Origin of the sequence: Myxococcus sp. NMCA1 (genome assembly GCF_026810205.1) — a bacterium.
Lineage (GTDB): Bacteria > Myxococcota > Myxococcia > Myxococcales > Myxococcaceae > Myxococcus > Myxococcus xanthus_A.
On sequence record NZ_CP113950.1, the window covers coordinates 7,403,371 to 7,427,926 of the forward strand.

Here is a 24,556-nt window from a genome sequence, read left to right on the forward strand (position 1 = left end):
GAAGTCTTGAAGAAAACGCCGCACTCTGCGAGGGGGCAACGCGACGTGTCAAGCAGAGCAACAAGCCGAGGCCAAACGCGTTGACTCCTGTGAACACGATTCCTACGGTTCGCCGCTCTCATTCTATGGCCGGACTACTCGACAAGCGCCTGTGGATCGTCTCCGGCAAGGGCGGAGTCGGCAAAAGCACCGTTGCAGCGGCCCTGGCCCTGCGCTCGGCGCGCGCGGGCAAGCGCACCCTGGTGTGCGAAGTGAACACCCAGGAGCGCGTCAGCCGCTTCCTGGAGCGCCCCGAAGCCGGGCCCGAAGTGGCCCAGTTGGAGCAGAACCTCTGGGCCGTCAACGTGCGCCCCCAGGAGGCCATGCGCGAGTACGGCCTCATGGTCCTCCGCTTCGAGACCCTCTACAAGACGGTCTTCGAGAACCGGCTGGTGCGCCAGTTCCTCCGCTTCATCCCGTCCCTGCAGGAGCTGGTGCTGCTGGGAAAAATCATGTTCCACCTGCAGGAGAAGCTCCCGGACGGGCGCTGGCGGTTCGACACCGTCATCATGGACGCGCCGGCCACGGGCCACGCCATCTCCTTCCTCAGCGTGCCGCAGGTGCTGATTCAAACGGTGCCGCCGGGGCCCATGGCCCGCGAGGCCCAGAAGATGCGCGACCTCCTGGTGGACCCGGCGGTGACGGCCGCCGTGCTGGTGGCGCTCCCCGAGGAGATGCCGGTGAACGAGGCGCTGGAGCTGCACGCGGCGCTGCGGGACAAGGTGAGCCTGCGCACGCACGCGGCGGTGCTCAACCAATCCTTTCCGGAGCGCTTCACCGAAGCGGACCTGGAGGCCCTGGGGGGCCATCCGGAGCTGCTCGCCGTGGCCCAGGCGCACCACGACCGCGCGGCGCAGGCGGTGCTCGCCGGGACGAAGCTGGAGCGCAACCTGCACGCGCCCGTCTACCCCGTCCCCCGGCTCTTCACGCCCGAGTTCGGGCGCAAGGCGATTGAACAGGTCATGGAGCACCTCGAACCTCTCGTGACGGGGGCGGCGTGAGCACGACGGCCCTGTCGCCCGCGCTTGCGGGCAAGCGCGTCCTCATCTGCGTGGGCTCCGGCGGCGTGGGCAAGACGACGGCGGCGGCCGCATTGGCCCTGCGCGCGTCGGTGGATGGGCGCTCCAGCATGGTGTGCACCATCGACCCGGCGCGGCGGCTGGCCAACTCGCTGGGCCTCACGGCGCTGGGCAACGCGGAGACGCGCGTCCCCGCCACCGCGCTGGAGCCACTGGGCGTCCATCCCCGCGCGTCGCTGTACGCGATGATGCTGGACATGAAGCAGACGTGGGACGAGCTCATCACCCGCGTCGCTCCGCCCGAGCAGCGCGAGCGCATCCTGTCCAACCGCTTCTACCAGTCGCTCTCCACGGCCCTGGCGGGCAGCCAGGAGTACATCTCCATGGAGAAGCTGTGGGAGCTGCGCCGCAGCAGCAACTACGAGCTCATCGTCCTGGACACGCCGCCCACCGCGCACGCGCTGGACTTCCTGGATGCGCCCAACCGCGTGCTGGACTTCCTGGACAATGACGCGGCGAAGTGGCTCCTCACCCCGGCGCTCAAGGCCGGCAAGCTGGGGATGTCCCTGTTCAACCGCGGCGGCTATGTCATGCGGGGCCTGGCCAAGTTCACCGGCACGGAGATGCTCCAGGAGCTCTCCAACTTCATGCTCGCCATCTCCTCGCTCAACGAGGGCTTTCGCGAGCGCGCCCGGGGCGTGCGCCAGCTGCTGGAGGACCCGAACACCGGCTTCGTGCTGGTGACGAGCCCCCACCCCGAGCGAATGGACGAAGCCATCCACTTCCACAAGATGCTCAAGCAGCACCGCATGGAAGTGGTGTCGCTGGTGGTCAACCGTGTGCACCCCATGCCCACGGAGGCGCTGTGGGCGGACGCGGCCACGCTGACGCCCAGCCGCCGCGCCAAGGTGGAAGAGACGCTGCGCGACCAGCAAATCATGGCTGAGCAGGACCGCACCGGCATCGCCCAGCTCCAGGCCGCTTGTCCGGGTGTCCCCATCGTCCAGGTGCCCCGCTTCGCGATGGATGTGCACGATATCTCCGCCCTTTGGCGTACCGGACGCTACCTGGTGGGCGACGAGACACTCGGCTGACACGGCCTGGGGCCCACACGCTTCGGGTCCACCGCCGCGTTTCCCGGTTTCGCACGGTGCTTGTGTGAAACCGCCGCACTTCTTCAGTCCAGCCGTCCGCGGGAAGCAGGCGGCCGGGGAGGCGCGCACGGGTCGGGCGCATTAAGCTGGCGGACCCGGTGACGGTGGTGGGAACCCCGCGGTGCCCGGTGCTGTCCGGGAGGGGGAGCCGGTCCAGGAGGATGATGTGGTGAACGGGAGAACGCTGAAGCAGAAGCCTGTCAGCCGGTGGTGGTGGATGGCCGCGCTGGGCGTCGTTGTGTCCGGGTGTCGGACGACGGGCTCCGCCGCGCGGGAGGAGCCGCGGGCGACCGCGCCCAAACAGGAGCTCCACTTCGACGCGGTGACGGTGACGGCGGACCTGGAGCTGGACAAGCTCAACGACGAGGAGCTCTTCGCGGGCGGCACGTCGGCCTTCGCCGCGAACGACTTCCAGCAGGCGGCGCGCTACTTCGGCCGGCTCGTGGACTTCTTCCCCGACAGCCGCCACCGCCGCGCGGCGCTCTACAACGCGGGCCTTGCCCACCAGCGCCTCAAGGAGTGGGAAGAGGCCGGCCACCGTTTCTCCGAGCTGTCGGACCCGGCCAAGGGCCAGGGGGACGCGTTGGACGCGGCCTTCCGCGTGGCGGAGGTGGACTACCACCTGGAGCGCTTTGAACAGGCCTCGAAGCTGCTGGGCATCATCGCCGCGCGCGAGGACCTCCCCCTCAACCGCCGCCTCGAAGCGCAGGTGCAGCAGGGCATCTGCCAGTTGGAGAGCGGCTCACCGGAAACCGCCGAGGTCACCCTGCGCAAGGCGCTCTCCACCTATGACGCCCTGGAGGACAAGGGCGAGGTGGACGACTACTTCCCCGCCCAGGCCCACTTCTTCATCGGTGAGCTGTACCGCCTCCACTACGACGGTGTGAAGCTGGACCCGGCGAAGGGCGCGGACAAGCTCGCCCAGGACCTCAACTACAAAGCCGAGCTGCTCCTGTCCGCGCAGGGCCACTACCTGCGCTCCATCCGCGTGGGCAACGGCTACTGGGCCACCGCTGCGGGTACGCAGATTGGTTCGCTGTACGAGAACCTCTACGAGCACATGGTGAACTCGCCCGCCCCCGCGGAGCTGGATGCCAGCGAGGCGGAAATCTACCGGCAGGAGCTGCGGAAGAAGATTCGGGTGCTGCTCACCAAATCCATCAACATCTACGAGCGCACGTTGGAGACGGCCGAGCGCATCGGCTCGCAGAGCACCTTCGTGGACCGCACGCGTGAGAGCCTGGCCAAGGTGAAGGCCCTGCTGCTGGCGGACGCGGAGGGCGAGCCCGCGTCGGCGGCGCCTTCCTCCGAGAGAGAGCCGCATACCTGAGCGCAGCAGTAACGCCCCTGGCTGGGCAGGTCGGGGCGCACGGCGTAGCCTGGGGCTTCCATGGAGCCCCTCTTCACGCCCGAGCAACTGGCGGAGATTCACGCCTTCCACCAGCCCTATTACATCCGGGCCGCGGTGGGGCCTTTCGCCAACCTGGCCCTGATGCTGCTCATGTTGGGCGTACTCGTCCAACCGCTCCACCGTCTGGCCGTGGCGGCCGCCGCGGGCCTGGAGCGGCGGCTCGGCTTCCTTCGGGCGGCGCCGGTCAGCCGCGCCTTCTTCCGCGCCATGGACCGGCTGTGGGGCGAGCCCGGCTGGGGCGCGGCGGTGCTCTTCGCCCTCTTCACGGACCTGTTCGTGTCGCTCGTCTACCTGCCGGTGGACGTCTGGTTCAGCTACACGCTGGAGCACCGGCACGGCATGTCCACGCAGACGCCCGCCACCTTCGCCTATGACATGGTCAAGGCCCAACTGCTGGCGGCCTTCGCCATTTCCGCGCTCGTCATCGGCATGTTCGGCCTGGCGCGCAAGCTGCGCCAATGGTGGCTGGTGCTGGGCGTGCCCGTGGCGCTGCTGCTCCTCGTCTCCGGGGCACTGGACCCGTATCGCAGCAGGCTCTTCTTCAACCAGAAACCGCTGCCCGAGGGGCCCCTGCGAACCCGCATCGTGGACCTCATGGAGCAGGCGGACATCGCCTTCGCCGACGTCCTCGTGGAGGAGACCTCCGTCGCCTCGCGCCGGCTGCAAGCCTACTTCGCCGGGCAGGGCCCCACGCGCACCATCGTCCTCAACGACATCATCCTCAAGGAACTCTCGGAGGACGAAGTGCTGGCCGCGGTGGCACACGAAGCGGGCCATGTGAACGAGTCGAAGTGGCCCGCCCGCATCGCTTCATCGCTGATGCTGGTGGCCCTGCTCTTCGCGCTCGACCGCCTCTTGCGCCTGTCCGCGTCGCGGGGCTGGTTCGGCGCCACCCACTTCGCGGACATCCACAACCTGCCCCTCATCTCCCTGCTCTTCTTCCTCCTCGTGCTGACGGCCAAGCCCCTCTCGGGCGCCTTCTCCCGGGAACGTGAGCGTGAAGCGGACCGCTATGCCCTGCGGCTCACGGGTGACGTGGACGCCTTCCGGCGCATGCTGGTGAAGGCCGCGCGCGTCAACAAGATGGACCCCGAGCCCCCCCGCTGGGTCGTCCTCAAGGGCATGAGCCATCCGCCCATCGGCGAACGGATTGCGTCGCTTCCCACGCCCTGAAACAGCGGTCGACAGGTGGGCTCCCCCCTCCCCTTCCGGCCACGCCTCTTCCCCGAGCCCACCCGCCGACTGCCTCCACCCGGCCGCTCCCCGACAGCCGGGTGGCCCCACTCCCCCCGACTCCGGCACTACGGCTGCGAGTTCTCCTTCAGCTTCTCCACCGCCACCAAGGTGATGGCCTTCACCAGCGCCCGCGCCCGGCGGCCTCCCGCCGTCTCGCCATGCGGGTCCGCCTCCACCGCGTTCGCCAGGTCGGTGAAGCCCTGACGCTCTCCCTTGCGGAGGTAGAGCTCGCCACGGTTCGCCAACGCCACCGGGTTGTCGGGCTCGCGCTCCAGCGCGGCGCTGTACTCGGCGATGGCGTCTTCCAGCTTGCCCAGCTTCTGGTACACGGTGCCCAGCGCCGCCCGCGCCGCCGCGTCCTTCGGGTTTCCCTCCACCAGGCCTTCGAAGAGGATGCGGGCTTCCTCCAGACGACCCGCCGCCGCCAGGTCACACCCCACCTGGGCAATGGCCTTCGCTTCCTCGAAGGTCATCCCCTCCACTTCGGCCCACGTCGCCTCTCCCCGGGCGAACGCCTTCAAGCCCTGCACCGCGCCGCGCTGCATCCGCATGGCCACCGCTCCCTCGTGTTTGATGATGCGTCCCATGGCGGCTCAGGCGCTCCGCAGGTTGGAGATGGCCGTCTTCGCCATCTCGTGGAACTTCGAGGACATGTTGCTCATCAGGTCGAACATCGCCTTGCGCTTCTCCACCAGCCGCTGAAGGCGCAGCTCCAGCTCCTGCATGCTGCTCTCCAGCTTCGCGCCCGCCTTCCGGTCCGACTCACCGGTGCCCAGCGAGGCGCGCTGATCGCGCACGTTCGCCATCTGCTCCATCACGTCGAGAATCTCCTCGTCCGTGTCGCTGGAGATGGACATCAAGATGGCTTGAATCTTGTCCTCGATGCTCATGTTGGGGTTGTCGACGATGCTCCGCACATTCGACGAAGCGCCGCCCACTGGCCGGCTTCCGCCGGAGCCATTCGTGGACGACGTTCCGGATGACGCCAGCGCCGCGTCCGCCTGGCGCAGCGCGGCCGTGACATCGGGCCGGCCCACGATGCCGTCCCGAGGCCCCACGCCCGCGGCCATCTCCAGCCGGTCGTAGTAGGCGGGGTGGTCCTTGAAGAACTGCGCGGCGCGCTTCAGCGTCGACGACGCGGCCGGGCTGTTCAGGATGGCATCCAGGTTGTCGCGCGTGAGCACGTTGTCCCGGGCCCCCACCGCGGTATCGAAGGTGTCCCAGTTCGCGTTCAGCACGCGCAATGCGTCGTGGTACTCGTGGAAGTCCGGGTCCAGCGGGCTCGCCGTCGAAGTCGGCGGGCTGCCCGGTACAGGCGCGGAGCCACCGCCGCCGGACGTGCCGCCCGTCCCCGGCGCCGTCGTGCCACCACCGCCGGGCGTGCATCCCGTCCCGGGAGGCGTCGTGCCACCGCTTCCAGGGCGCACGGGCCGGCCATACCGCGCGAACTCCGCATCCACCGACTTGAGCTCGCGCTGCAGGTCCTTCACCGAGAAGGTGTCGAGGTTGTACAGCGGAGAGAAGACGCCAATCCTCGCCAGCGGCCCCTGCCGGTCGAGCCGCTCGAAGAGGGCCGTGTTGTCCACCATGAAGCGGGCCGCGTCCCGCAACTGAGGTGACAGGCTGGAGTCCGTGGAGATGCGCTGCAGGTCCTTCTTCGACAGCGAGCCGCTCTTCGTGCCATCCAGCAGGTCCAGCTGCTGGAAGTTCGCCTCCAGCACCTTCAGGGCGTCCGAGTAGTCGAGCATCTTCGGATCCAACGGGCTGCTGCCCGGATTCAGGATGGGCGACGAGGACGCGGAGGGCGCGTAGCCGCTGTCGGCCTTCGAGTTGCCCGAGGAGGACGAGTGGTACTCCGTCTTCGCGGGCGGGTTCTTCGACAGCTCCTGCGCCACGCCCATGGCGCCACTGGCCGCCAGCATGACGTTGCCCGTCGCAACCCCCGCCGCGGTCTTGATGGAGTTGGTGATGAGCGGCGGCAATCCCAGCGCGTTGCCCGCGAAATCCACCGCGGTGGACATGGGGCCAGCCAGCAGGTTGGCCGCACCTTTGAGGAAGTCGAGCATGAACCCTCTCGCGCGACGGGGTTGAAGTAGACGCCGCGCAGTCGTCCTTCGGACGGGACCGCTGGATTGCAGCGGCGGTGCCGTCCGTGGGCGTGGGAGGCCCCCAGCGAATTCCTGCGGTTAGCACTCACCGAAGCAGGGGCACGTCCCCAGGCGCGGACGGAGCGGTCCACGACGAAGGATTGCGGTTAAGTTCCGCGGCATGCGCACCATGGGCCTGGACCTGGGCACCAAAACCATTGGAGTGGCCGTCTCGGACGGCCTGGGCCTCACGGCCCAAGGCGTCACCACCGTTCGCCGCACGTCGCTCAAGGCGGACCTCGCGGCGCTGGCCACCGTCGCGAGCGAACATGAGGTGACCCACGTCGTGCTGGGCCTGCCGCTCAACATGGACGGCAGCGAGGGCCCGCGCGCCGAGGCGTCCCGGAAGTTCGCGGACACCCTGACCCAGTCGCTGGGGGTGACGGTGGAGCTATGGGACGAGCGGCTTTCGACCGTGGCCGCCACACGGACCCTGCTCGAGGCGGACGTCAGCCGGGCCCGTCGCCGGGAGGTCATCGACCAGGTGGCCGCGCAGTTCATCCTCCAAGGATGGCTGGACGCCCACCGGCCGCCTGATACCGACTACCACCCCGACGACTACGACTCGGAGCCCTGAGGGGGCTTGAGGGCTCCTCCAAGCACCCGTGCTACGGCTGACGCCTGTACACGTGAAGCGGCGCGGTGAAGCCATCCAGCTTCTGGTAGGCCACGCCGTCCAGCAGCAGCGAGCGCTCCTCCAGCTTCACGCCCGCCTCCTTCGCCAGCGCTCCACCGTCGAAGCGGACCAGCACGTCCGGCCGGGCCTCCTGCATGCGCTGGCGGAAGGTGTCCCAGCGCACGCGCGCCAGCCGCTCCTCGGGAAGGCCGGAGAAGAAGGCCAGCTGCAGGTCCATGTAGTTCGGGTCGATGTCGAGCGCGGCGGCCCCACCCTTGGCGGCGACTTCCACCTTCAGGAACTTCGCCACCTGCATCAGCGCCACGGGATTCGTGGACGTGGGGCTGATGGGGCGCATCGTGGTCTGCAGCGGCCCGTCGGCACGGAACGTATAGATGCCCATCGCCACCGGCACGGCCACGGCGACCAGCACCGTCACGCCCGCCAGGGCCTTGCGCAGCACGGGCCCTCCACGCGCTCCCACCAGCCCGGCGAAGCCGAAGGCCACGAAGACGGGGACCAGCGCGACCTGTGTCACCGTGAAGCGGCCCAGCGGAACGAAGGTCAGCAGCACCGCCGCCCGGAAGGTGAAGTAGGCAGCGGGAAGCACCGCCGCGGCCACCAGCCAGCGCGTGTCCGGACGCGAGCGCCACGCGCGGACCATGCCCGCCATGCCCAGGAGCGCCACGAGGGGCGACAGCGTGAGCATGGCGATGCCGGGCCAGAACCCCAGTTGCTGCAGCCGCCAGAGCACGTTCGACCCCGAGCCCAGGGACGACTTCACCCAGTTGTGGTGGAAGTCCTCCACCGCCGCCACCGGGAAGAACGGGTTGCCGTGCATCAGCTCATTTCCCTGCATCCACAACAGGGGGAACGGCAGGCACACCAGGCCAAAGCCCACGGCCCGGGTCAGCGACACCACCTTGTCCTGGCTGCTGAAGCACAACGCCCCCGTGAGCAGCGGGATGTACATCCACGCGTCATAGCGAAGCGCGCACGCCAGGTTGAGCATCAACGCCGCCTGGAACAGGGGCAGGAAGCGGTTGTCATCCACGCCTTCCGCGTACAGGGCGAAGGTGGCCAGCATGAAGAAGAGGGACACCGCCTCGCTGCAGGCCGTGGTGGAGAACTGCATGTGCATGCCCCACGCCGCGAAGGACAGGCCAGCCACCACGCCCGCGCGCCAGCCGAAGAGCCTGCGCGTCAGCGCGAACAGCGGCACCACCGACAGCACGCCGAACAGCAGGCTCACCACGCGGCCCGCGACCTCCCGGTCGAACACCGACAGCGCCGCGCCCACCAGGTACATATGCAACGGACCGAACTGGTAGGCCCCGTCCCCATAGGCGGTGATGATGTGCGGCGCCCGCAACCAGCGCTCCGCCAGCTCCGTGCGCACCACCGCGTCACCGAAGAGGTTCTCATTGACGAAGAACACGCCCAGCCGCGGCACCAGCGCCGCCACCAGCAACAGCCCGACGAGCAGCCAGGTGCCTGGCTCGTGCTGAGGGGCAGGCACCGCCGACAGGCCAGGTGCGTGGGGAGGCGAAACGGAGAGGGGGGCGGGGGCGGTGGCCATGACGCGCGGCAGGATACGCAGGCACGGCCCAAAGCCAAGCCAACGCCCATTGTTCCCTTGCTCGGGGAGCGCGGCCGATTTCACGGTGCGCGAACCTGCTCCCCTTCCGATATCCAGGGGGCTGCAATCATTTCAGGGTGCGCCGGGGCCAAGGGGCTGCCGGACTCCAGCGTCACCCGCGTGCGGCGGACCACCTCCAGCCGCCGGGCGCCCTGCGTCCCCAGCTCGGCGCGCGACGTGTAACTGATCTCCAGCCGCTCGGGAAACGGGCGGCTCAGGTCGAAACGCAGCTCGCCCTCGGCCCTGGGGGTTGGAGGGCCGTCCGCGCCCTGGGACAGAAGAAGGAAGCGCACCCGGCCGCGGGCGCCATCCAGCTCCACCAACTCGTATGTGACGACGGCCAGCCCTCCCTCCATGGCCCGCGCCACGACCCAGCGCCCTCCTGCTCCCACGGGCTCTTCTGGAAACCGCGGGGTGACGAGCCAGTCCGAGGACAGCGCCGCCCGCACCAGGGTGCTCAATGCCGCGGAAGCCCCGGGCCCCAGTTGCAGCCATGCCTGAACCGGCGTCCCCCGGTCGGAGAGCACCACGACTCCATCCCGGCCACTCACCGCGCCCAGCTCCTCCGCCAACCGCCACGCTGGCTCCATCCCCTCATCGTCCACGGCGCGGACCTCGGGACGCCCCACCCGCACGTGGTAATGCGCCTGTCCCCTCCCCGCCCCCGCCTGCCATTCCATGTAGAGCGGCACCGAGACCTCGGGGCCATACTCCGTTCGCGACTCGCGGCCGGCCCCCACTCCCAGCACCGTCTCAACCTCGGGAGAGACTGACACCACCATGCCCTGGCTCCACCCTGGCCGCTGCGCCAGCCGCAGCGCGCGGCGGGGTGCGCGCCCCGCATCGAGCAGCGCCGTCGCCACCACGTCTCCCTCCGCAGGAGGGACTGTTGCTTGAACCCATGCGCCAAGAAGACAGGTTGCGACGAGCAGGACGGGCACCAGGAGGCTCCACGGAAGGACAGGCGCCGAGCCCCGTTGCACACGCCATGCTCAGAGGCCTTCCTCTCGTGCACTCCCGATGAGCCGTCCAGGATGGGAGACCCTTCGAGTGAAGCATGGGCTGCACCGCGCCGACGCGGATGAGCCGTGTCGCGTTTCATTCACGGCAAAGCACGCCAACGACGGGCCCCCTTCCCGCGTGCCCGATACCTGGCATGGCATGAAGCGATGTCCGTCGCGCCTCATCGTGACGTGAGCGACGCATCATCCCGTTGTCGCCTCGCGGACGCGTGTCCGGCGCTCAACGCTCACTCGGCACCCGATGCCCATCCCGCACGACCGCTCGTCTGCTTTCATTCATGCGACGCCAGCCTCGCCCGTGAAGGCTCCGCGCCGACATGTGGAGTGAACGGACACGCTGCCCCACAACCCACACGAGCATTGCTGCTGCCGGGCGCTGGGGAAATGACCGTTCAGGCGTTCACTACCCCTCGTGCAGCCGGTGTGCGCCTACCCCCGTGGGCGAGGGCCCTTATAATCAAGATGCCTTTTCACCCCGTGAAGGGGGTGCGCCTTCGGGCGTTCCACCCCTGACACGAGCGTAACGCGCGGTCCCACTCCGCGGCGGGGTCCCGAAGGGGCAGCAGGGCTGTCGTGCCTGGGACCTCGTCGGGGTGGGTGTGGAATGGCAGTCATGCCCTCCAGGTTGACCATTTTGGCCCCCCTGTCGGCGCGGCTTTCCGCGTCCCCGGGTGGCTCCGAGGGAGAGACATGAAGGACGCTGAGAAGGGTTCGTGGGTCTCCAGAATCGCCGCGTTGCAGGACGTGAAGACCTACGCGGAGCTCAACTGGGAAGGCTCGTTCGAGGAGTACCTCGAAATCGTCCGGCAGAACCCCAAGGTCACCCGCACCGCCTTCCAGAGGATCTACGACATGATCCTCAGCCACGGAAAGACGGAGTACATCGACAACAAGAAGAAGCTCATCCGCTACCACTTCTTCAGTGACGAGAAGTTCGGCGGCCGTGACGCCATCTTCGGGCTCGATGTCCCGCTCATGAAGCTGGTCAACGTCTTCAAGTCCGCCGCCCAGGGCTACGGCACCGAGAAGCGCGTCATCCTCCTCCACGGCCCCGTGGGCTCGTCCAAGTCCACCATCGCTCGCCTGCTGAAGAAGGGCACCGAGGACTACTCGAAGACGCCGGAGGGCGCCGCGTACACCTTCTCCTGGCTCACCGACAAGAAGGGCGCCGACGGCGCCCCGGTGAAGGAGAAGATGAAGTGCCCGATGAACGAGGAGCCACTCAACCTCATCCCCCGGGAGTGGCGCTCCAAGGTCTACGCCGAGGTGTCCCCGCCCGAGTCCGGCTACACCATTCCGGACGGCTCCGAGCTGTGCCCCGCCTGCCGCTTCGTCTTCAAGGAACTGATGACGCAGTACCAGGGCGACTTCGCCAAGGTCATGGGCCACATCCGCGTCAACCGGCTCGTCTTCAGCGAGAAGGACCGCGTGGGCATCGGCACCTTCCAGCCCAAGGACGAGAAGAACCAGGACTCCACCGAACTCACCGGTGACATCAACTACCGGAAGATCGCCGAGTACGGCTCCGACTCCGACCCGCGCGCCTTCAACTTCGATGGCGAGTTCAACATCGCCAACCGCGGCATCATTGAGTTCGTCGAGGTGCTGAAGCTGGACGTCGCGTTCCTCTACGACCTGCTCGGCGCGTCGCAGGAGCACAAGATCAAGCCGAAGAAGTTCCCGCAGACGGACATCGACGAGGTCATCCTCGGCCACACCAACGAGCCCGAGTACAAGAAGCTCGAGAACAACGAGTTCATGGAGGCCCTGAGAGACCGCACGGTGAAGATTGACGTCCCGTACATCACCAAGCTGTCCGAAGAGGTGAAGATCTACGAGAAGGACTTCAACTCCCGCGCCATCAAGGGCAAGCACATCGCTCCGCACACGCTGGAGATGGCCGCCATGTGGGCCGTCCTCACGCGCCTGGAGGAGCCCAAGAAGCACAACCTGTCGCTGCTCCAGAAGCTCAAGCTCTACAACGGCAAGACGCTCCCGAACTTCACCGAGGACAACATCAAGGAGCTGCGCAAGGAGAGCAACCGCGAGGGCCTGGAGGGCATCTCCCCGCGCTACATCCAGGACAAGATCTCCAACGCCCTGGTGAGCGACAAGGGCGAGGGCTGCATCAACCCCTTCATGGTCCTCAACGAGTTGGAGGCCGGCCTCAAGACGCACTCCCTCATCAACAACGAGGACACGCGCAAGGGGATGAAGGAGCTGCTCACGTCCGTGAAGCAGGAGTACGAGGACATCGTCAAGAACGAGGTCCAGCGCGCCATCTCCGCGGACGAGGACGCCATCGCCAAGCTGTGCGGCAACTACATCGACAACATCAAGGCCTACACCCAGAAGGAGAAGGTCAAGAACAAGTACACCGGCCTCTACGAGGAGCCCGATGAGCGGCTGATGCGGTCCATCGAGGAGAAGATCGACATCCCCGATACCCGCAAGGACGACTTCCGCCGCGAAATCATGAACTACATCGGCGCGCTCGCGGTGGAGGGGAAGACCTTCAACTACCGGACCAACGAGCGGCTCCACAAGTCGCTGGAGCTGAAGCTGTTCGAGGACCAGAAGGACAGCATCAAGCTCAAGAACCTGGTGTCCTCCGTCGTCGACAAGGAGACGCAGGAGAAGATCGACCTGGTGAAGGACCGGATGATGAAGAACTACGGCTACTGCGAGATCTGCTCCACGGACGTGCTGAACTTCGTGGCCAGCATCTTCGCCCGCGGCGACGCGAAGGAGTAACACCAGAGAGGGGCGAGCCGTCGTGACCTTGAAGATCCACCAGGACCACTCCCGCTTCAAACAGATCGTCCGGGGGAAGATCAAAGCCAACCTGCGCAAGTACGTGCAGAAGGGCGAGATGATTGGGAAGAAGGGGAAGGACGCCATCTCCATCCCCATCCCCTTCATCGACATCCCCCGCTTCAAGTACGGCCACAAGGAACAGGGTGGCGTCGGACAGGGTGACGGCGAGGTCGGCCAGCAGCTCGGCCCCGGGGCGGTGGAGCCCGGGGAGGGCAAGCAGGCCGGCCAGGGCGAAGGCGACCACGCCATGGAGGTGGACGTCACGCTCGACGAGCTCGCTCAGATTCTGGGCGAGGAGCTGCAGCTGCCCAACATCGAGCGGCGGCAGAACGAGCGCATCATCACCCAGAAGATCCGCTACACCGGCGTCAACACCACCGGCCCGGAGTCGCTGCGGCACTTCAAGCGGACCTTCAAGCAGGCCCTGCGGCGGCAGATTGCCGCTGGCACATATGACCCGGCGCGGCCCGTCATCATCCCCACGCGCGAGGACCGCCGCTACCGCAGCTACAAGCTCCAGGACCTGCCCGAAACGAACGCGGTCATCATCTACATGATGGACGTGTCCGGCTCCATGGGTGACGAGCAGAAGGAGATCGTCCGCATCGAGAGCTTCTGGCTCGATACGTGGCTGCGCCACCAATACAAGGGCCTGGAGGCGCGCTACATCATCCACGACGCGGTGGCGCGCGAGGTGGACCGCGACACGTTCTTCCACACCCGCGAGTCCGGCGGGACGATGATCTCCAGCGCCTACAAGCTCTGCCGGGACATCATCCTGGCGGACTACCCGAAGAGCGCTTGGAACATCTACCCGTTCCACTTCAGCGACGGGGACAACTGGAGCGCGGACGACACGCGGCAGTGCATTGAAATGCTGCGCAACGACGTGCTGCCCAACGTCAACCAGTTCGCCTACGGCCAGGTGGAGTCACCCTACGGCAGCGGCCAGTTCATCAAGGATTTGCGCGAGGCGGTGGGGGACACGCCCAACGTCGCGCTGAGCGAAATCGCGGACAAGGACGCCATCTACGCGTCCATCAAGGACTTCCTCGGCAAGGGCCGCTGACTTCAGCGGTCCTTTCCCACCGGAGCGACTGCCCGATGCCCAAGAGCCTCACCCCTCGCCTCGCCGCGCTCCGGGACGAAATCCATGGCTACGCCAAGGAGTTCGGCCTGGACTTCTTCGACACGCGCTTCGAGATGGTGTCCTACGACGAGATGAACATGGTGGCCGCCTACGGCGGCTTCCCCACCCGCTATCCCCACTGGCGCTGGGGCATGGAGTACGAGCAGCTCGCCAAGGGCTACGAGTACGGGCTGAGTAAAATCTACGAGCTCGTCATCAACAACGACCCTTGCTACGCCTACTTGATGGAGAGCAACCCGGAGGTGGACCAGAAGCTCGTCATGGCCCACGTCTACGGCCACTGCGACTTCTTCAAGAACAACTTCTCCTTCCGGCACACCAACCGCCGGATGATTGATGAGATGGCCAACCACGCCACGCGGGTGCGGCGCTGGGTGGACAAGATTGGCGTGGAGAAGGTCGAGGACTTCATCGACCGGACGCTGAGCCTGGAGAACCTCATCGACCAGCACGCGCCGCACATCCGGCGCAACCCGGACCCGAAGAAGGCCGAGGACGAGCTCAAGGCCAACGAGCGCGTGGAGGGCTTCAAGGTGGGCCGCGAGTACATGCGCGGCTACATCAACCCGTCCGAGTTTCTCGACTCGCAGCGCAAGAAGGTGGAGGACGAGAAGCAGCGCGCCAAGAAGTTCCCCGAGCGCCCGCAGCGCGACGTGCTGCTCTTCCTGCTGGAGGAGGCGCCGCTGGAGCCGTGGGAAGCGGACATCCTCGCGATTCTGCGCGACGAGGCCTACTACTTCGCGCCCCAGGGCCAGACGAAGATCATGAACGAGGGGTGGGCCAGCTACTGGCACTCCACCATCATGACGCGCCGGGCCCTCAAGGACGACGAAATCATCGACTACGCGGACCACCACTCCGGCACCATGGGGACCCGCCCTGGCGCCATCAACCCATACAAGCTGGGCATCGAGCTGTGGCGGGACATCGAGGAGCGGTGGAACAAGGGCCGCTTCGGCAAGGAGTGGGACGAGTGCGATGATTTGCGCGCGCGCCGCGCCTGGGACAAGAAGCTGGGCGCCGGCCGCGAGAAGATTTTCGAGGTCCGCAAGCACTACAACGACATCACCTTCATCGACACGTTCCTGACGCCCGAGTTCGCGATGGAGCAGAAGCTCTTCGTGTACGGCTTCAACGACAAGCGCAACTCGTGGGAGATCCTCGACCGCGAGTTCCGGAAGGTGAAGAACAAGCTCCTCCAGGGGCTCACCAACTTCGGCCAGCCCATCATCGAAGTGGTGGACGGCAACTTCGAGAACCGCAGCGAGCTGCTGCTGGCGCACCGCCACGACGGTCAAGACCTCAAGGGCGACTACGCGCGCGAGACGCTGCGCAACCTCCAGTCCCTGTGGCGCCGGCCCGTCAACATCCTCACGCGGTATGACAACAAGGGCGCCATGCTGCGCTTCGACGGGCAGAGCCACTCCGAGCGGAAGGTGGAACTCTGAGCGGCCCTGCCCGGCCCCGGGCGGTGCGTCAGAGGTTCACCGACGGCATCGCCTGTTCGAGGTAGCGCGGGCCCGCGGACACAGCCTCGTCGATGCGCCGGAGGCCGGGCCAGGCGCTCCTCGGTGGCTTCAAGCAGCCAGGCAGCCGAGCCCGGAAATTTCCCGGCCCTTCGCTGGGCGAGCGCCAGGGTGTCCACTACACTCGGCCGCCGCCCCCATGAGAATCGCTCCCCTGCTCTGCCTGGCCGCCGCGCTGCTGGCTTCGACGTCCGAAGCCGCGGTCCGTCACGTCATCAAGAACCGCCGTATCGAGCCGCGCCAGACGCTCGCGCAGGCGTTGCACGACGCGCAGCTCCCGGACGCGCAGGTGGCCGCCGTCATCTCCGCGCTGGAGGGCGTGTTCGACTTTCGCAAGTCGCGCGTGGGTGACCAGCTGCGGCTCGTCATGCGCGACGGGGAGTTGGACTTCTTCGACTACCGCCAGAGCATGGTGGACGAGTGGCAGGTCCGCCGCGACGGCGAGAAGTACGTGGGCAGCAAGCGCGCCATCGAAGTGGAGAAGCAGGTCGCCGTCGTGGCGCTGGAAATCCAGTCGTCGCTGTACGAGGCGGCGGTGGCCGCCGGTGAGGACCCGGCCATCGGCATGGTGCTGGCGGACGTGTTCGCCTGGGACATCGACTTCTACCGTGACGTGCGCAAGGGCGACACGGCGCGCGCGCTGGTGGAGAAGTTCGTTTCCAAGGGCCGCCTGCTGCGCTACGGCGACGTGCTGGCGGCGACGTATGCGGGCGGCCTGGTGGGCAACAAGAAGGTGTACCGCTACGTGCTCCCGGACGGGCAGCCCAACTACTTCAACGAGGAGGGCGCCAGCGCGAAGAAGACCTTCCTCAAGACGCCCCTGAAGTACGCCAACGTCACCAGCCGCTTCGGCTCGCGCTTCCACCCGGTGCTCAAGTACCTCAAGGCCCACAACGGCGTGGACTACGGCACCCCCATTGGAACCCCGGTGTGGGCGGTGGCGGACGGCACGGTGACGCAGGCGGGCTACTCGGGCGCCGCAGGCAACATGGTGGTCATCCGCCACGCCAACGGCTTCGAGACGCAGTACATGCACCTGTCGCGCTTCGGCGAAGACATCCGCGCGGGCACCCGCGTGCGGCAGAAGCAGGTCATCGCCTACTCCGGCAACACCGGCCGCTCCACCGGGCCGCACCTGCACTTCGGCCTCAAGCGCAACGGCCAGTACACCAACCCGCTCAACCAGCAGTTCCCCCGTGCGGACCCGCTGCCCAAGGAGCTGCTGCCGGACTTCCTCGCCAAGGCACAGGAGCTGACGGGGCAGATGGAGGCCGTGTCCATGGCCGCCGTCGCCGGGCAGGCTGCGGCCATGCCGTGACGCCGTGCGCGTCCCATCCCTGGGACGCGCGCCGCGGGCCTACTCCCAGGTGATGACGTAGTCAGCGCCCGTCACGCCGCGAGGCGTGCCCACCACCCGGCTCTTGCAGCCGACGACGCTCAGCGCCTCCTGCAAGACGCCCTCGTGGTACTGCACCGGCTGCATGTCCCCGTGGAAGGCCAGGCGCACCTGCTTGTCTCCCAGCACGGCGAATTCGCGCCGGCCGTAGCTCACCAGCGTCGAGTACGCGGTGGGCGCGTGGGAGAGGAGCCGCTTGGGGTCGCCCTTGCCGATGAGCCGGTTGAGCGTCTGCCCCACCGTGGACTGGAAGAAGTGCGTGACGGCCGCGGCGCCGCAGGCCCGCACCGCGTCCTCCCTGGAGCCATAGACGGGCGTCAACGCCTCCGAGGTCGCGTACAAGAGGCGCAGGGCATCCACGGCCGGGTAGGAGAAGAAGTCCACCGGGGAGCGCTTGAAGAAGGGCTCACGCAGGCGCGTGGCCGCCTCCGCGCCCAGCTTCCTCTCCGCCAGGTTGAACACCGCGTTGAAGACGAGCCCGCGCACCGTGTCGTCGGGACGGATGACGGCCAATCGTTGTTCGAGGTCGTTCTGCAGAAAGCCCATGGCGGATGGATTTCTACATCAATCCGTCTCCGGGTTGGCGCGCCATCCACCGACAGGCAGTCTGCCGCCCTTCCAGGTGAGCTGTCCCGAGGGGCTGGGACGCGCTTTACCGGTGCGATGCGAGACACGGCTGCGCTAGCCTGACGCACCTTCGCGTACCCGGGAAACCCCGGGGCCCGCGAAACCATGAACCCGCAGCAACTCCGTCCAGAGATACCCAGCGACATGGCCCCTCCTGCCTCCGCCTCCCAGCAGCCCCGCCCCGCCCAGCCGGCCACGACCGACGACAGCGGGCTCGGGCATGACGCGGCCAGCTTGCGCCGTTCCTTCCTCGACCACGTCCGCTATTCGCGCGGAAAGAACTACGAGTCGTCCACCCCTCACGACCGCTTCATGGCGCTGTCGCTCGCGGTGCGTGACAGGCTGGCGGACCGGTGGGTGAAGACGTCGCGCACGTATTACGAGAAGGACGTCAAGCGCGCCTACTACCTGTCCGCCGAGTACCTGCTGGGTCGGGCCCTGGGCAACAACCTGCTGAACCTGGGGATGTACGAAGCGGCCGCCGAGTCGATGCAGGAGGTGGGGGTGGACCTCACCAACCTGCTGGAGATGGAGCCGGACGCGGGCCTGGGCAACGGCGGCCTGGGCCGCCTGGCCGCGTGTTTCATGGAGTCGCTGGCCACGCTGGCCTACCCCGGCATGGGGTACGGCATCCGCTACGAGTTCGGCATCTTCACGCAGGACATCGTCGACGGGTACCAGGTGGAGCGCGCCGACGAGTGGCTCAAGTTCGGCAACCCGTGGGAAATCGTCCGGCCGGAGAAGGCGGTGCCGGTGCGCTTCTTCGGGCGCGTGGAGCACCACCAGGGCCCGGATGGCCGTCCCGTGGCGCGCTGGGTGGGCGGCAAGACGGTGGTGGGCGTTCCGTATGACACGCCCATCGCCGGGTACCACAACAACACCGTCAACACGCTGCGGCTGTGGCAGGCGCGCGCCTCCGAGGAGTTCGACCTGCTGCTGTTCAACGCGGGCGACTACGAGCGCTCGGTGGTGGAGAAGAACGACTCGGAGGTCATCTCCAAGGTCCTCTACCCCAACGACGCGTTCCAGGCCGGCAAGGAGCTGCGGCTCAAGCAGCAGTACTTCTTCGTCGCGTGCTCCATCGCGGACATCGTCCGGCGCTATCTGAAGAACCACACGGACTTCAAGGACTTCTCCCGCAAGGCGGCCATCCAGCTCAACGACACGCACCCGGCCATTGGCGTGGCGGAGCTGATGCGCGTGCTGGTGGACGAGAAGCGCCTGCTCTGGGACGAGGCGTGGACGATTACCCAGGAGACGTTCGGCTACACCAACCACACGCTGCTGGCCGAGGCGATGGAGAAGTGGCCGGCGACGCTCTTCGAGCGGCTGCTGCCCCGCCACCTGGAAATCATCTACGAAATCAACTCGCGCTTCCTGCGGCAGGTGCAGATTCGCTACCCGTACGACCAGGAGAAGATGCAGCGGATGAGCCTGGTGGAGGAAGGGGCCGAGAAGAAGATTCGCATGGCCCACCTCGCCGTCGTCGGCAGCCACAGCGTCAACGGCGTGGCCGCGCTGCACACCGACCTGCTGCGCCGGGACGTGCTGACGGACTTCGCGGCCATGAACCCGGAGCGGTTCAACAACAAGACGAACGGCGTGACGCCGCGCCGCTGGCTGGCGTGGTGCAACCCCCGCCTGTCCAAGCTGATTACGTCCCGCATCGGCGAGGGCTGGGCCACGGACCTGGACAAGCTCACCCAGTTGGAGGCGCACGCGGAGGACCCGGAGTTCCGCAAGGCCTTCCGCGACGTGAAGCGCGCCAACAAGGAAGACCTGGCCCGGCACATCCGTGACTTGCGCTGGGTGCAGCTCAATCCGGACGCCATCTTCGACGTGCAGATCAAGCGCCTGCACGAGTACAAGCGCCAGCTCCTCAACGCGCTGCACATCGTGGCGCTGTGGATGAAGGCGCGCAGGGATCCGTCCACCATCATCCACCCGCGGGCGTTCATCTTCGGCGCCAAGGCGGCGCCGGGCTACCACCTGGCGAAGCTGACCATCCGGCTCATCAACGGCATCGCCGAGGTGGTGAACAGCGACGCGGGCACCACGGGCCTGCAGGTGGTCTTCGCCCCCAACTACCGGGTGAGCCTGGCCGAGCGCATCATCCCCGCCGCGGACGTGTCCGAGCAGATCTCCACCGCGGGCATGGAGGCGTCCGGCACCGGCAACATGAAGCTGATGCTCAACGGCGCGCTGACGCTGGGCACGCTGGACGGCGCCAACGTGGAGATTCGCGACGCGGTGGGCGACGAGAACTTCTTCCTCTTCGGCCTCACGGCGGACGAGGTGATTGCCCGCAAGCGCGAGGGCTACCGCCCGCGCGACGAGTACAACCAGCACCAGGAGCTCCGCGAGGCGCTGGACCTGATTTCCACCGGCTTCTTCTCGCCGGAGGACAAGCACCTCTTCAAGCCGCTGGTGGACAGCCTCCTGGAGGAGGACCGCTACCTCATGCTGGCGGACTTCCCGTCGTACATGGCGAAGCAAGAGGACGTCGCGCACGCCTACAAAGACGCCGACGGCTGGGCGCGCAAGTGCATCATCAACGTGGCGCGCGGCGGCATCTTCTCCTCGGACCGGACCATCAAGCAGTACGCCGAGGAGATCTGGCGCATCCAGCCGACGCCGGTGGATCCGTGAGCACAGGGCCCGCATCCCCTTCCCTCCCGGACGGTGACGACACCGGCCGGAGGGCGCTGGAAGAGGTGGTGCGGGCCTTCACCGACGCCTTCAACCGCGACGATTTGGACGCGGTGATGGCGTACTTCACGCCGGACGCGCTGTACGAGACGTACGACGGGAAGCTGTGCCGGGGCCTCGCGCAGGTACGCGAGGCCTTCGCCGCGCAGTTTCGCGGTGACTTCGGGCGCATCCGATTCCTCACCGAGGACATGGTGGTGGATGCGCCCGCGGGCAAGGTGGTGTTGCGCTGGCGCTGTCAGCACGAGGTATCCGCGCGCCGCGGCCCGCGCCAGCTCATGTACCGGCTGCTGTACGGCCAGCACTTCGGCTGGTACGGGCTGGACGTCCTGCACTGGGAAGCAGGACGTCTGCGCGAGAAGCGGACGTATGCCCAGGCCGGGCTGCCCCTGGTGCGACGTGGGAGGCCCTGAGGTCAGGCCGGGACGGGCTCAGCGGCTCCAGCAGGCGCCGTAGGCCGTGTGCCCGCATCTGGAGTTCGCCACGTCCTGACAGTCGCCCCAGGCGACGCCACCGACGAATTTCCACTCAGACGCGCTGGTGCACTTGTAGGTACACACCGCACCCGGGCCGTAGCCCTCACAGATAGCCTGCTCCGCCGTGGTCAGCGTCGAGCCGTCGGCATCGACCTCTTCCATCTCCGGCCCTCCGCACGCACTGACGAGGAACCCGAGCGAAACGCTGGCAAACAAAGTCATCGCCTTCTTCATGGTGTCTTCCCCTTTTGATTGCCAGACATCAGGACTGGCTCTCGGGGTTATACATCATCCAGCCTGGAAGAATCAGAAAATCACTAAAAACATGCATACAACACCTTCCAGGCCTACGCGCTGCGTTGTGCGGAACACATCCACGGTGGTCCGCTGCGCTTCAGCGGACATCCGAGGCCCCCGACTCCGCTCGAAGGACTGGGAGGCGATTGGCATTGGAGCCGTCACGTCCGAGGACCTGGCGGCATGAGCCTGCAAGCCAAACGAGTGCTGGGAACGAGTGCTGCCATCCTGGGCCTGCTCGTGGGCTGGCGACTCCTCCCCGCTGGACATACGTCCGGCGCACCTCCCTCCCCTGGCACCACGAGTCCCCGCGACCGCGCCCTTCCTACGCTTGTGGGCGCCCCGGCGAGCCGTCTGCCCATGCCAGGCATCGTCAGCGCAGCAGCCCCGGCGGCAGAGTCCCTGGCCTTGGAGTTGGAGGTGCTGCGCCTCTCGCTGCTCGAGCGCTTCGGCTCGCGCCTGCACGAACCGGCCGTCCAGCTCCGGATGTTGGAGCAGCTCATGCGGTATTTCCAGACGCGCTCACCGGACCGGTGGAGAGAAGAACTCCAGACATTCCTCCGCAGAGCCTTTCCCAGCCAGTACGAAGCGCTGGCCACCCTGCTGCGCGACCGTCTGGACTACGAGAAGTGGGTAAAGGACAACGACGCCTACCTGCGAGGGTTGGACTCGAAGCAGCGCCGTGCCGCCGTTTGGGATGCGCGCAACCGCCTCTTCGGGAAGGAGACGGCACAGCGCCTCTGGGCCTCGGAGCTGAAGCATCAGGCGCTGGTGGACGCACTCCATGTGATTGATGCGAGGCAGGACCTGCCCCTCTCGGAGAAGCTGTCTGCCTACAAGGCGCGGCTGGGCGAGGTCTACGGAGACGGGGCACCAGCGCAGCTCTCCCGGCATCCGCAGGAGACGATGAACCGCTTCCTGGCGCTGCCCTCCGTCCAACGTGAACTGACGGGCATGACGCCGGCCGAACGCGCGCGCAGCCTGTGGGCCGTGCGCCAGGAGATGGGGCTGAATGACGAAGCGCTGCGGCGATGGGACTCGCTGGACCAGACACGGGATGCCCGCTGGGAAGCGGGCCTCCGGTACATGGCGGAGCGCGCGACCCTGGCACGGACGCTCTCCGGCGATGCGCTGGAGGCCCGGCTCCAGGAGGTGCGCGCCCGCTACTTCGGCACCGAGGCGGAGGTCATCGCCCAGGAGGAGGCCAGTGGCCTCTTCCGCTTCACGCGCCCCCGGCAGTGGGGGCGCAACTGAAACGCGGACGGGACGTCACGCCGCCTGATTGAGCCATTCCTCGTACGCACGGAAGTCGTAGTCGCGCCCCAGGAAGGCATTCACCAGCCGGGCCGCATCGTCGGAACCACCCGGCTCCAGCACCGCGCGCCGGTAGGCCTGAGCGGGCTCCGGGGACAGCATCCCCTTCTGCTGGAACACCGTGAACAGGTCCTTCGCGATGACGAGCGACCACATGTACGTGTAGTAGTTGGACGAGTACCCGTCGAGGTGGCCGAAGGAGAGGTGGAAGTAGGTGCCCTCCACGTACGGGAAGGGCGTGAACCTCCCCTGGAGCTCACGCACGAGCGACACCGCGTCCACGCCCTCCGGCTTGCGCCGGTACAGTTCCAGGCTGAGCGCCGCGTAGAACATCTGCTGGCGCACCCACAGGCCCTTGCCGAACTCCTCCGCGCGGCGCATGCGCTCCACCACATCCGCGGGGATGGGCTCGTTCGTCTGGTAGTGCTTCGCGAACGTCTGGAGACTGGCGGTGTCACGCGCCCACTCCTCCAACATCTGCGACGGCGCCTCCACGAAGTCCCACTCCGTGCGCACGCCGGACACGCCTGCCCAGCGAGTGTGGCCGCCGAAGATGTGGTGCAGCAGGTGGCCGAACTCGTGGAAGAAGGTCTCCACGTCGCTGTGCTGGAGCAGCGCGGGCTCCGCGCCAGGACGAGGGAAGTTGCAGACCAGCACCCCTTCCGGCAGCCGCCGGCCCGACTTCCCGCTGGTCAGCGTGAACTGGGCCGCGTGCTTGTACTTGTCGTCGCGCGGGTGCATGTCCAGGTAGAAGCGCCCGCGCAGCGTGGTGCCCTCGAACACGTCGTAGGCCTCCACGTCCGGGTGCCACACCGGGGCGTCCGCGACGCGGCGGTAGGTGACGCCGAACAGGCGCGCCGTCAGGTCGAGCACGCCCTGCTTCACGCGCGAGTACTCGTAATAGGGCCGCACCACCTGCGAGTCGAAGGCGTACTGCTCCGCCTTCACGCGGTCCTCCAGGTAGGCCTGGTCCCACGGGTTGACGCGCTCGGCGCCAGGAACGTCGCGGCGCTTGCGCTCCAGCAGCGTGGCGTAGTCGCGCTCCATGCGCGCGCCGGACGCGGCGGCGATCTTCTCGATGAAGTCCGAGGCGGCCCCCTCATCCCGAATCATCTTGTCCTCGGTCGCGTAGGCCGCCCAGTTCCGGTAGCCCAGCAGCGTGGCCAGCTCGTTCCGGCGGGACACCATGCGCTGCAGGACGTCCGCGTTGGCGGGATGGCCGCGCTGGCGGAAGACGCGCCACATCTGCTCGCGGGCCTGAGCATCACGCGAGTACGTCATGAAGGGGACGATGTCCGGGTAGTCCGTGGTGATGCGCACCTTGCCGTCCGGCCCGGGCGGGTGGGCGCGCACGTAGTCGTCGGGCAGGCCCTCCAGCGCGGACGGCGGCAGCGCCTCCGTGCGCGTGTCCTGGCGGATGTTGCGGCTGAACTCCTGGCCGATGCGGACCAACTCCTCCTGGAGCGCCTTCACCCGGGCGCGGGTGGCGTCATCCCGGTCCACGCCCGCACGGCGGAACTCGCGCAGCACCTTCTCCATCCACTTGCGCGTGGCGGCGTCCTCGCCGGACAAGTCCAGCGCGGCCAGCACGTCATAGACGCCCCGGTCCATGCGGATGTCATTGCTGAGCGTCTCCAGGGCCTGCTCGGCGGCCTCGGCGGCCTCGCGCATGGCGGCGTCCGGGTGCGCATGACGGGCAACGCTGGCACGGGCTCCCGCGTCGTCGAGCGCGGCCGTGGCCTCGTCGTATATCTCCAGCACCTCGCGCGTGACGTAAGGGGGACGGAGGGCCTTGAGTTGGGCGATTCCCTCTCGGGCGGCGGCCATGGCCTCCTCACCGGCGCGCGTGAATTCGGCCGGTGGGCAGGTGACGAGGCGGGCGGCGTCGGGGACTTGGCTCTCTGACACAGTCTGCTCCTGAGCGTGGTGACGGCGAAGGTACGGCCGCAAAGGTAATGCGC

General features: G+C 67.4%; 19 protein-coding genes. 12 read left to right on the top strand and 7 right to left on the bottom strand.

Annotation, left to right across the window (positions count from 1 at the left end):
* Positions 1–125: 125 nt before the first annotated feature.
* The 4 genes from OZ403_RS30590 (at position 126) to OZ403_RS30605 (ending at position 4,796) form a co-directional block, all read left to right on the top strand.
* Entirely contained in the window at positions 126–1,040 is a 915-nt protein-coding gene (locus OZ403_RS30590) for an ArsA family ATPase (RefSeq protein WP_026113791.1), read from the top strand.
* Positions 1,037–2,152 (top strand): ArsA family ATPase, encoded by a 1,116-nt coding sequence (locus OZ403_RS30595; protein ID WP_268782423.1) that lies wholly within the window; start codon positions 1,037–1,039, stop codon positions 2,150–2,152. Before OZ403_RS30590 ends, OZ403_RS30595 begins: the two co-directional genes overlap by 4 nt.
* A 277-nt stretch (positions 2,153–2,429) precedes the next feature.
* The gene (locus tag OZ403_RS30600) at positions 2,430–3,542 is read left to right on the top strand and encodes a tetratricopeptide repeat protein (RefSeq protein WP_174260661.1); all 1,113 of its coding nucleotides are present in this window, start codon (positions 2,430–2,432) and stop codon (positions 3,540–3,542) included.
* Positions 3,543–3,602: 60 nt separating this feature from the next.
* Positions 3,603–4,796, top strand: a complete 1,194-nt coding sequence (locus tag OZ403_RS30605) for a M48 family metalloprotease (protein ID WP_268782424.1) — start codon at positions 3,603–3,605, stop codon at positions 4,794–4,796.
* Between the two features lie 128 nt (positions 4,797–4,924).
* On the opposite strand, the gene OZ403_RS30610 is transcribed toward OZ403_RS30605, so the two are convergent.
* Entirely contained in the window at positions 4,925–5,446 is a 522-nt protein-coding gene (locus tag OZ403_RS30610) for a tetratricopeptide repeat protein (protein WP_140794821.1), read from the bottom strand.
* Between the two features lie 6 nt (positions 5,447–5,452).
* Positions 5,453–6,925 carry a hypothetical protein gene (locus OZ403_RS30615; RefSeq protein ID WP_268782425.1) on the bottom strand — a complete coding sequence of 491 codons (1,473 nt, stop codon included), beginning with the start codon at positions 6,923–6,925 and terminating at the stop codon, positions 5,453–5,455.
* 202 nt (positions 6,926–7,127) lie between these two features.
* Here OZ403_RS30615 and ruvX point away from each other — a divergent pair, with 202 nt between their 5' ends.
* Positions 7,128–7,583, top strand: coding sequence for a Holliday junction resolvase RuvX (gene ruvX / locus OZ403_RS30620; RefSeq protein WP_140794823.1), 456 nt, complete (start codon positions 7,128–7,130; stop codon positions 7,581–7,583).
* A gap of 31 nt (positions 7,584–7,614) precedes the next feature.
* On the opposite strand, the gene OZ403_RS30625 is transcribed toward ruvX, so the two are convergent.
* The gene (locus OZ403_RS30625) at positions 7,615–9,201 is read right to left on the bottom strand and encodes an ArnT family glycosyltransferase (RefSeq protein ID WP_268782426.1); all 1,587 of its coding nucleotides are present in this window, start codon (positions 9,199–9,201) and stop codon (positions 7,615–7,617) included.
* A gap of 80 nt (positions 9,202–9,281) precedes the next feature.
* The gene (locus OZ403_RS30630; RefSeq protein WP_268782427.1) at positions 9,282–10,127 is read right to left on the bottom strand and encodes a hypothetical protein; all 846 of its coding nucleotides are present in this window, start codon (positions 10,125–10,127) and stop codon (positions 9,282–9,284) included.
* Positions 10,128–10,973: 846 nt separating this feature from the next.
* Between OZ403_RS30630 and OZ403_RS30635 the strand changes: the two genes are divergently transcribed.
* From OZ403_RS30635 to OZ403_RS30650, 4 genes are all read left to right on the top strand, one after another.
* Positions 10,974–13,037 carry a PrkA family serine protein kinase gene (locus OZ403_RS30635; protein ID WP_140794826.1) on the top strand — a complete coding sequence of 688 codons (2,064 nt, stop codon included), beginning with the start codon at positions 10,974–10,976 and terminating at the stop codon, positions 13,035–13,037.
* 22 nt (positions 13,038–13,059) lie between these two features.
* Entirely contained in the window at positions 13,060–14,169 is a 1,110-nt protein-coding gene (locus tag OZ403_RS30640; protein WP_090490373.1) for a DUF444 family protein, read from the top strand.
* Between the two features lie 35 nt (positions 14,170–14,204).
* Positions 14,205–15,698 (top strand): SpoVR family protein, encoded by a 1,494-nt coding sequence (locus OZ403_RS30645; protein ID WP_140794827.1) that lies wholly within the window; start codon positions 14,205–14,207, stop codon positions 15,696–15,698.
* A gap of 217 nt (positions 15,699–15,915) precedes the next feature.
* Positions 15,916–17,094, top strand: a complete 1,179-nt coding sequence (locus OZ403_RS30650; protein ID WP_268782428.1) for a M23 family metallopeptidase — start codon at positions 15,916–15,918, stop codon at positions 17,092–17,094.
* A 39-nt stretch (positions 17,095–17,133) separates the two neighbouring features.
* Here the strand turns inward: OZ403_RS30650 and OZ403_RS30655 are convergent, their stop codons facing one another.
* Positions 17,134–17,718, bottom strand: coding sequence for a TIGR02265 family protein (locus tag OZ403_RS30655; protein WP_140794829.1), 585 nt, complete (start codon positions 17,716–17,718; stop codon positions 17,134–17,136).
* Between the two features lie 225 nt (positions 17,719–17,943).
* Between OZ403_RS30655 and OZ403_RS30660 the strand changes: the two genes are divergently transcribed.
* Both OZ403_RS30660 and OZ403_RS30665 read left to right on the top strand, forming a co-directional pair.
* The gene (locus OZ403_RS30660) at positions 17,944–20,448 is read left to right on the top strand and encodes a glycogen/starch/alpha-glucan phosphorylase (RefSeq protein WP_140799720.1); all 2,505 of its coding nucleotides are present in this window, start codon (positions 17,944–17,946) and stop codon (positions 20,446–20,448) included.
* Entirely contained in the window at positions 20,445–20,921 is a 477-nt protein-coding gene (locus OZ403_RS30665) for a YybH family protein (RefSeq protein ID WP_268782429.1), read from the top strand. Before OZ403_RS30660 ends, OZ403_RS30665 begins: the two co-directional genes overlap by 4 nt.
* An 18-nt stretch (positions 20,922–20,939) precedes the next feature.
* Here OZ403_RS30665 and OZ403_RS30670 read toward each other — a convergent pair whose 3' ends face one another.
* Positions 20,940–21,218: a hypothetical protein gene (locus tag OZ403_RS30670; protein ID WP_268782430.1), complete on the bottom strand. Its 279-nt coding sequence runs from the start codon at positions 21,216–21,218 to the stop codon at positions 20,940–20,942.
* A gap of 423 nt (positions 21,219–21,641) precedes the next feature.
* Here OZ403_RS30670 and OZ403_RS30675 point away from each other — a divergent pair, with 423 nt between their 5' ends.
* Positions 21,642–22,535 carry a lipase secretion chaperone gene (locus tag OZ403_RS30675; RefSeq protein ID WP_268782431.1) on the top strand — a complete coding sequence of 298 codons (894 nt, stop codon included), beginning with the start codon at positions 21,642–21,644 and terminating at the stop codon, positions 22,533–22,535.
* Between the two features lie 15 nt (positions 22,536–22,550).
* On the opposite strand, the gene OZ403_RS30680 is transcribed toward OZ403_RS30675, so the two are convergent.
* Positions 22,551–24,503: a M3 family metallopeptidase gene (locus OZ403_RS30680; protein ID WP_268782432.1), complete on the bottom strand. Its 1,953-nt coding sequence runs from the start codon at positions 24,501–24,503 to the stop codon at positions 22,551–22,553.
* Positions 24,504–24,556: the final 53 nt, after the last annotated feature.

Excerpts from the sequence above, each read along its gene's own strand:
- OZ403_RS30590 (WP_026113791.1), top strand. The coding sequence starts at position 126 with ATGGCCGGACTACTCGACAAGCGCCTGTGGATCGTCTCCGGCAAGGGC.
- OZ403_RS30600 (WP_174260661.1), top strand. The coding sequence starts at position 2,430 with ATGGCCGCGCTGGGCGTCGTTGTGTCCGGGTGTCGGACGACGGGCTCC.
- OZ403_RS30605 (WP_268782424.1), top strand. The coding sequence starts at position 3,603 with ATGGAGCCCCTCTTCACGCCCGAGCAACTGGCGGAGATTCACGCCTTC.
- OZ403_RS30610 (WP_140794821.1), bottom strand. The coding sequence starts at position 5,446 with ATGGGACGCATCATCAAACACGAGGGAGCGGTGGCCATGCGGATGCAG.
- OZ403_RS30615 (WP_268782425.1), bottom strand. The coding sequence starts at position 6,925 with ATGCTCGACTTCCTCAAAGGTGCGGCCAACCTGCTGGCTGGCCCCATG.
- ruvX (WP_140794823.1), top strand. The coding sequence starts at position 7,128 with ATGCGCACCATGGGCCTGGACCTGGGCACCAAAACCATTGGAGTGGCC.
- OZ403_RS30625 (WP_268782426.1), bottom strand. The coding sequence starts at position 9,201 with ATGGCCACCGCCCCCGCCCCCCTCTCCGTTTCGCCTCCCCACGCACCT.
- OZ403_RS30635 (WP_140794826.1), top strand. The coding sequence starts at position 10,974 with ATGAAGGACGCTGAGAAGGGTTCGTGGGTCTCCAGAATCGCCGCGTTG.
- OZ403_RS30645 (WP_140794827.1), top strand. The coding sequence starts at position 14,205 with ATGCCCAAGAGCCTCACCCCTCGCCTCGCCGCGCTCCGGGACGAAATC.
- OZ403_RS30650 (WP_268782428.1), top strand. The coding sequence starts at position 15,916 with ATGAGAATCGCTCCCCTGCTCTGCCTGGCCGCCGCGCTGCTGGCTTCG.
- OZ403_RS30655 (WP_140794829.1), bottom strand. The coding sequence starts at position 17,718 with ATGGGCTTTCTGCAGAACGACCTCGAACAACGATTGGCCGTCATCCGT.
- OZ403_RS30660 (WP_140799720.1), top strand. The coding sequence starts at position 17,944 with ATGGCCCCTCCTGCCTCCGCCTCCCAGCAGCCCCGCCCCGCCCAGCCG.
- OZ403_RS30670 (WP_268782430.1), bottom strand. The coding sequence starts at position 21,218 with ATGAAGAAGGCGATGACTTTGTTTGCCAGCGTTTCGCTCGGGTTCCTC.
- OZ403_RS30675 (WP_268782431.1), top strand. The coding sequence starts at position 21,642 with ATGCCAGGCATCGTCAGCGCAGCAGCCCCGGCGGCAGAGTCCCTGGCC.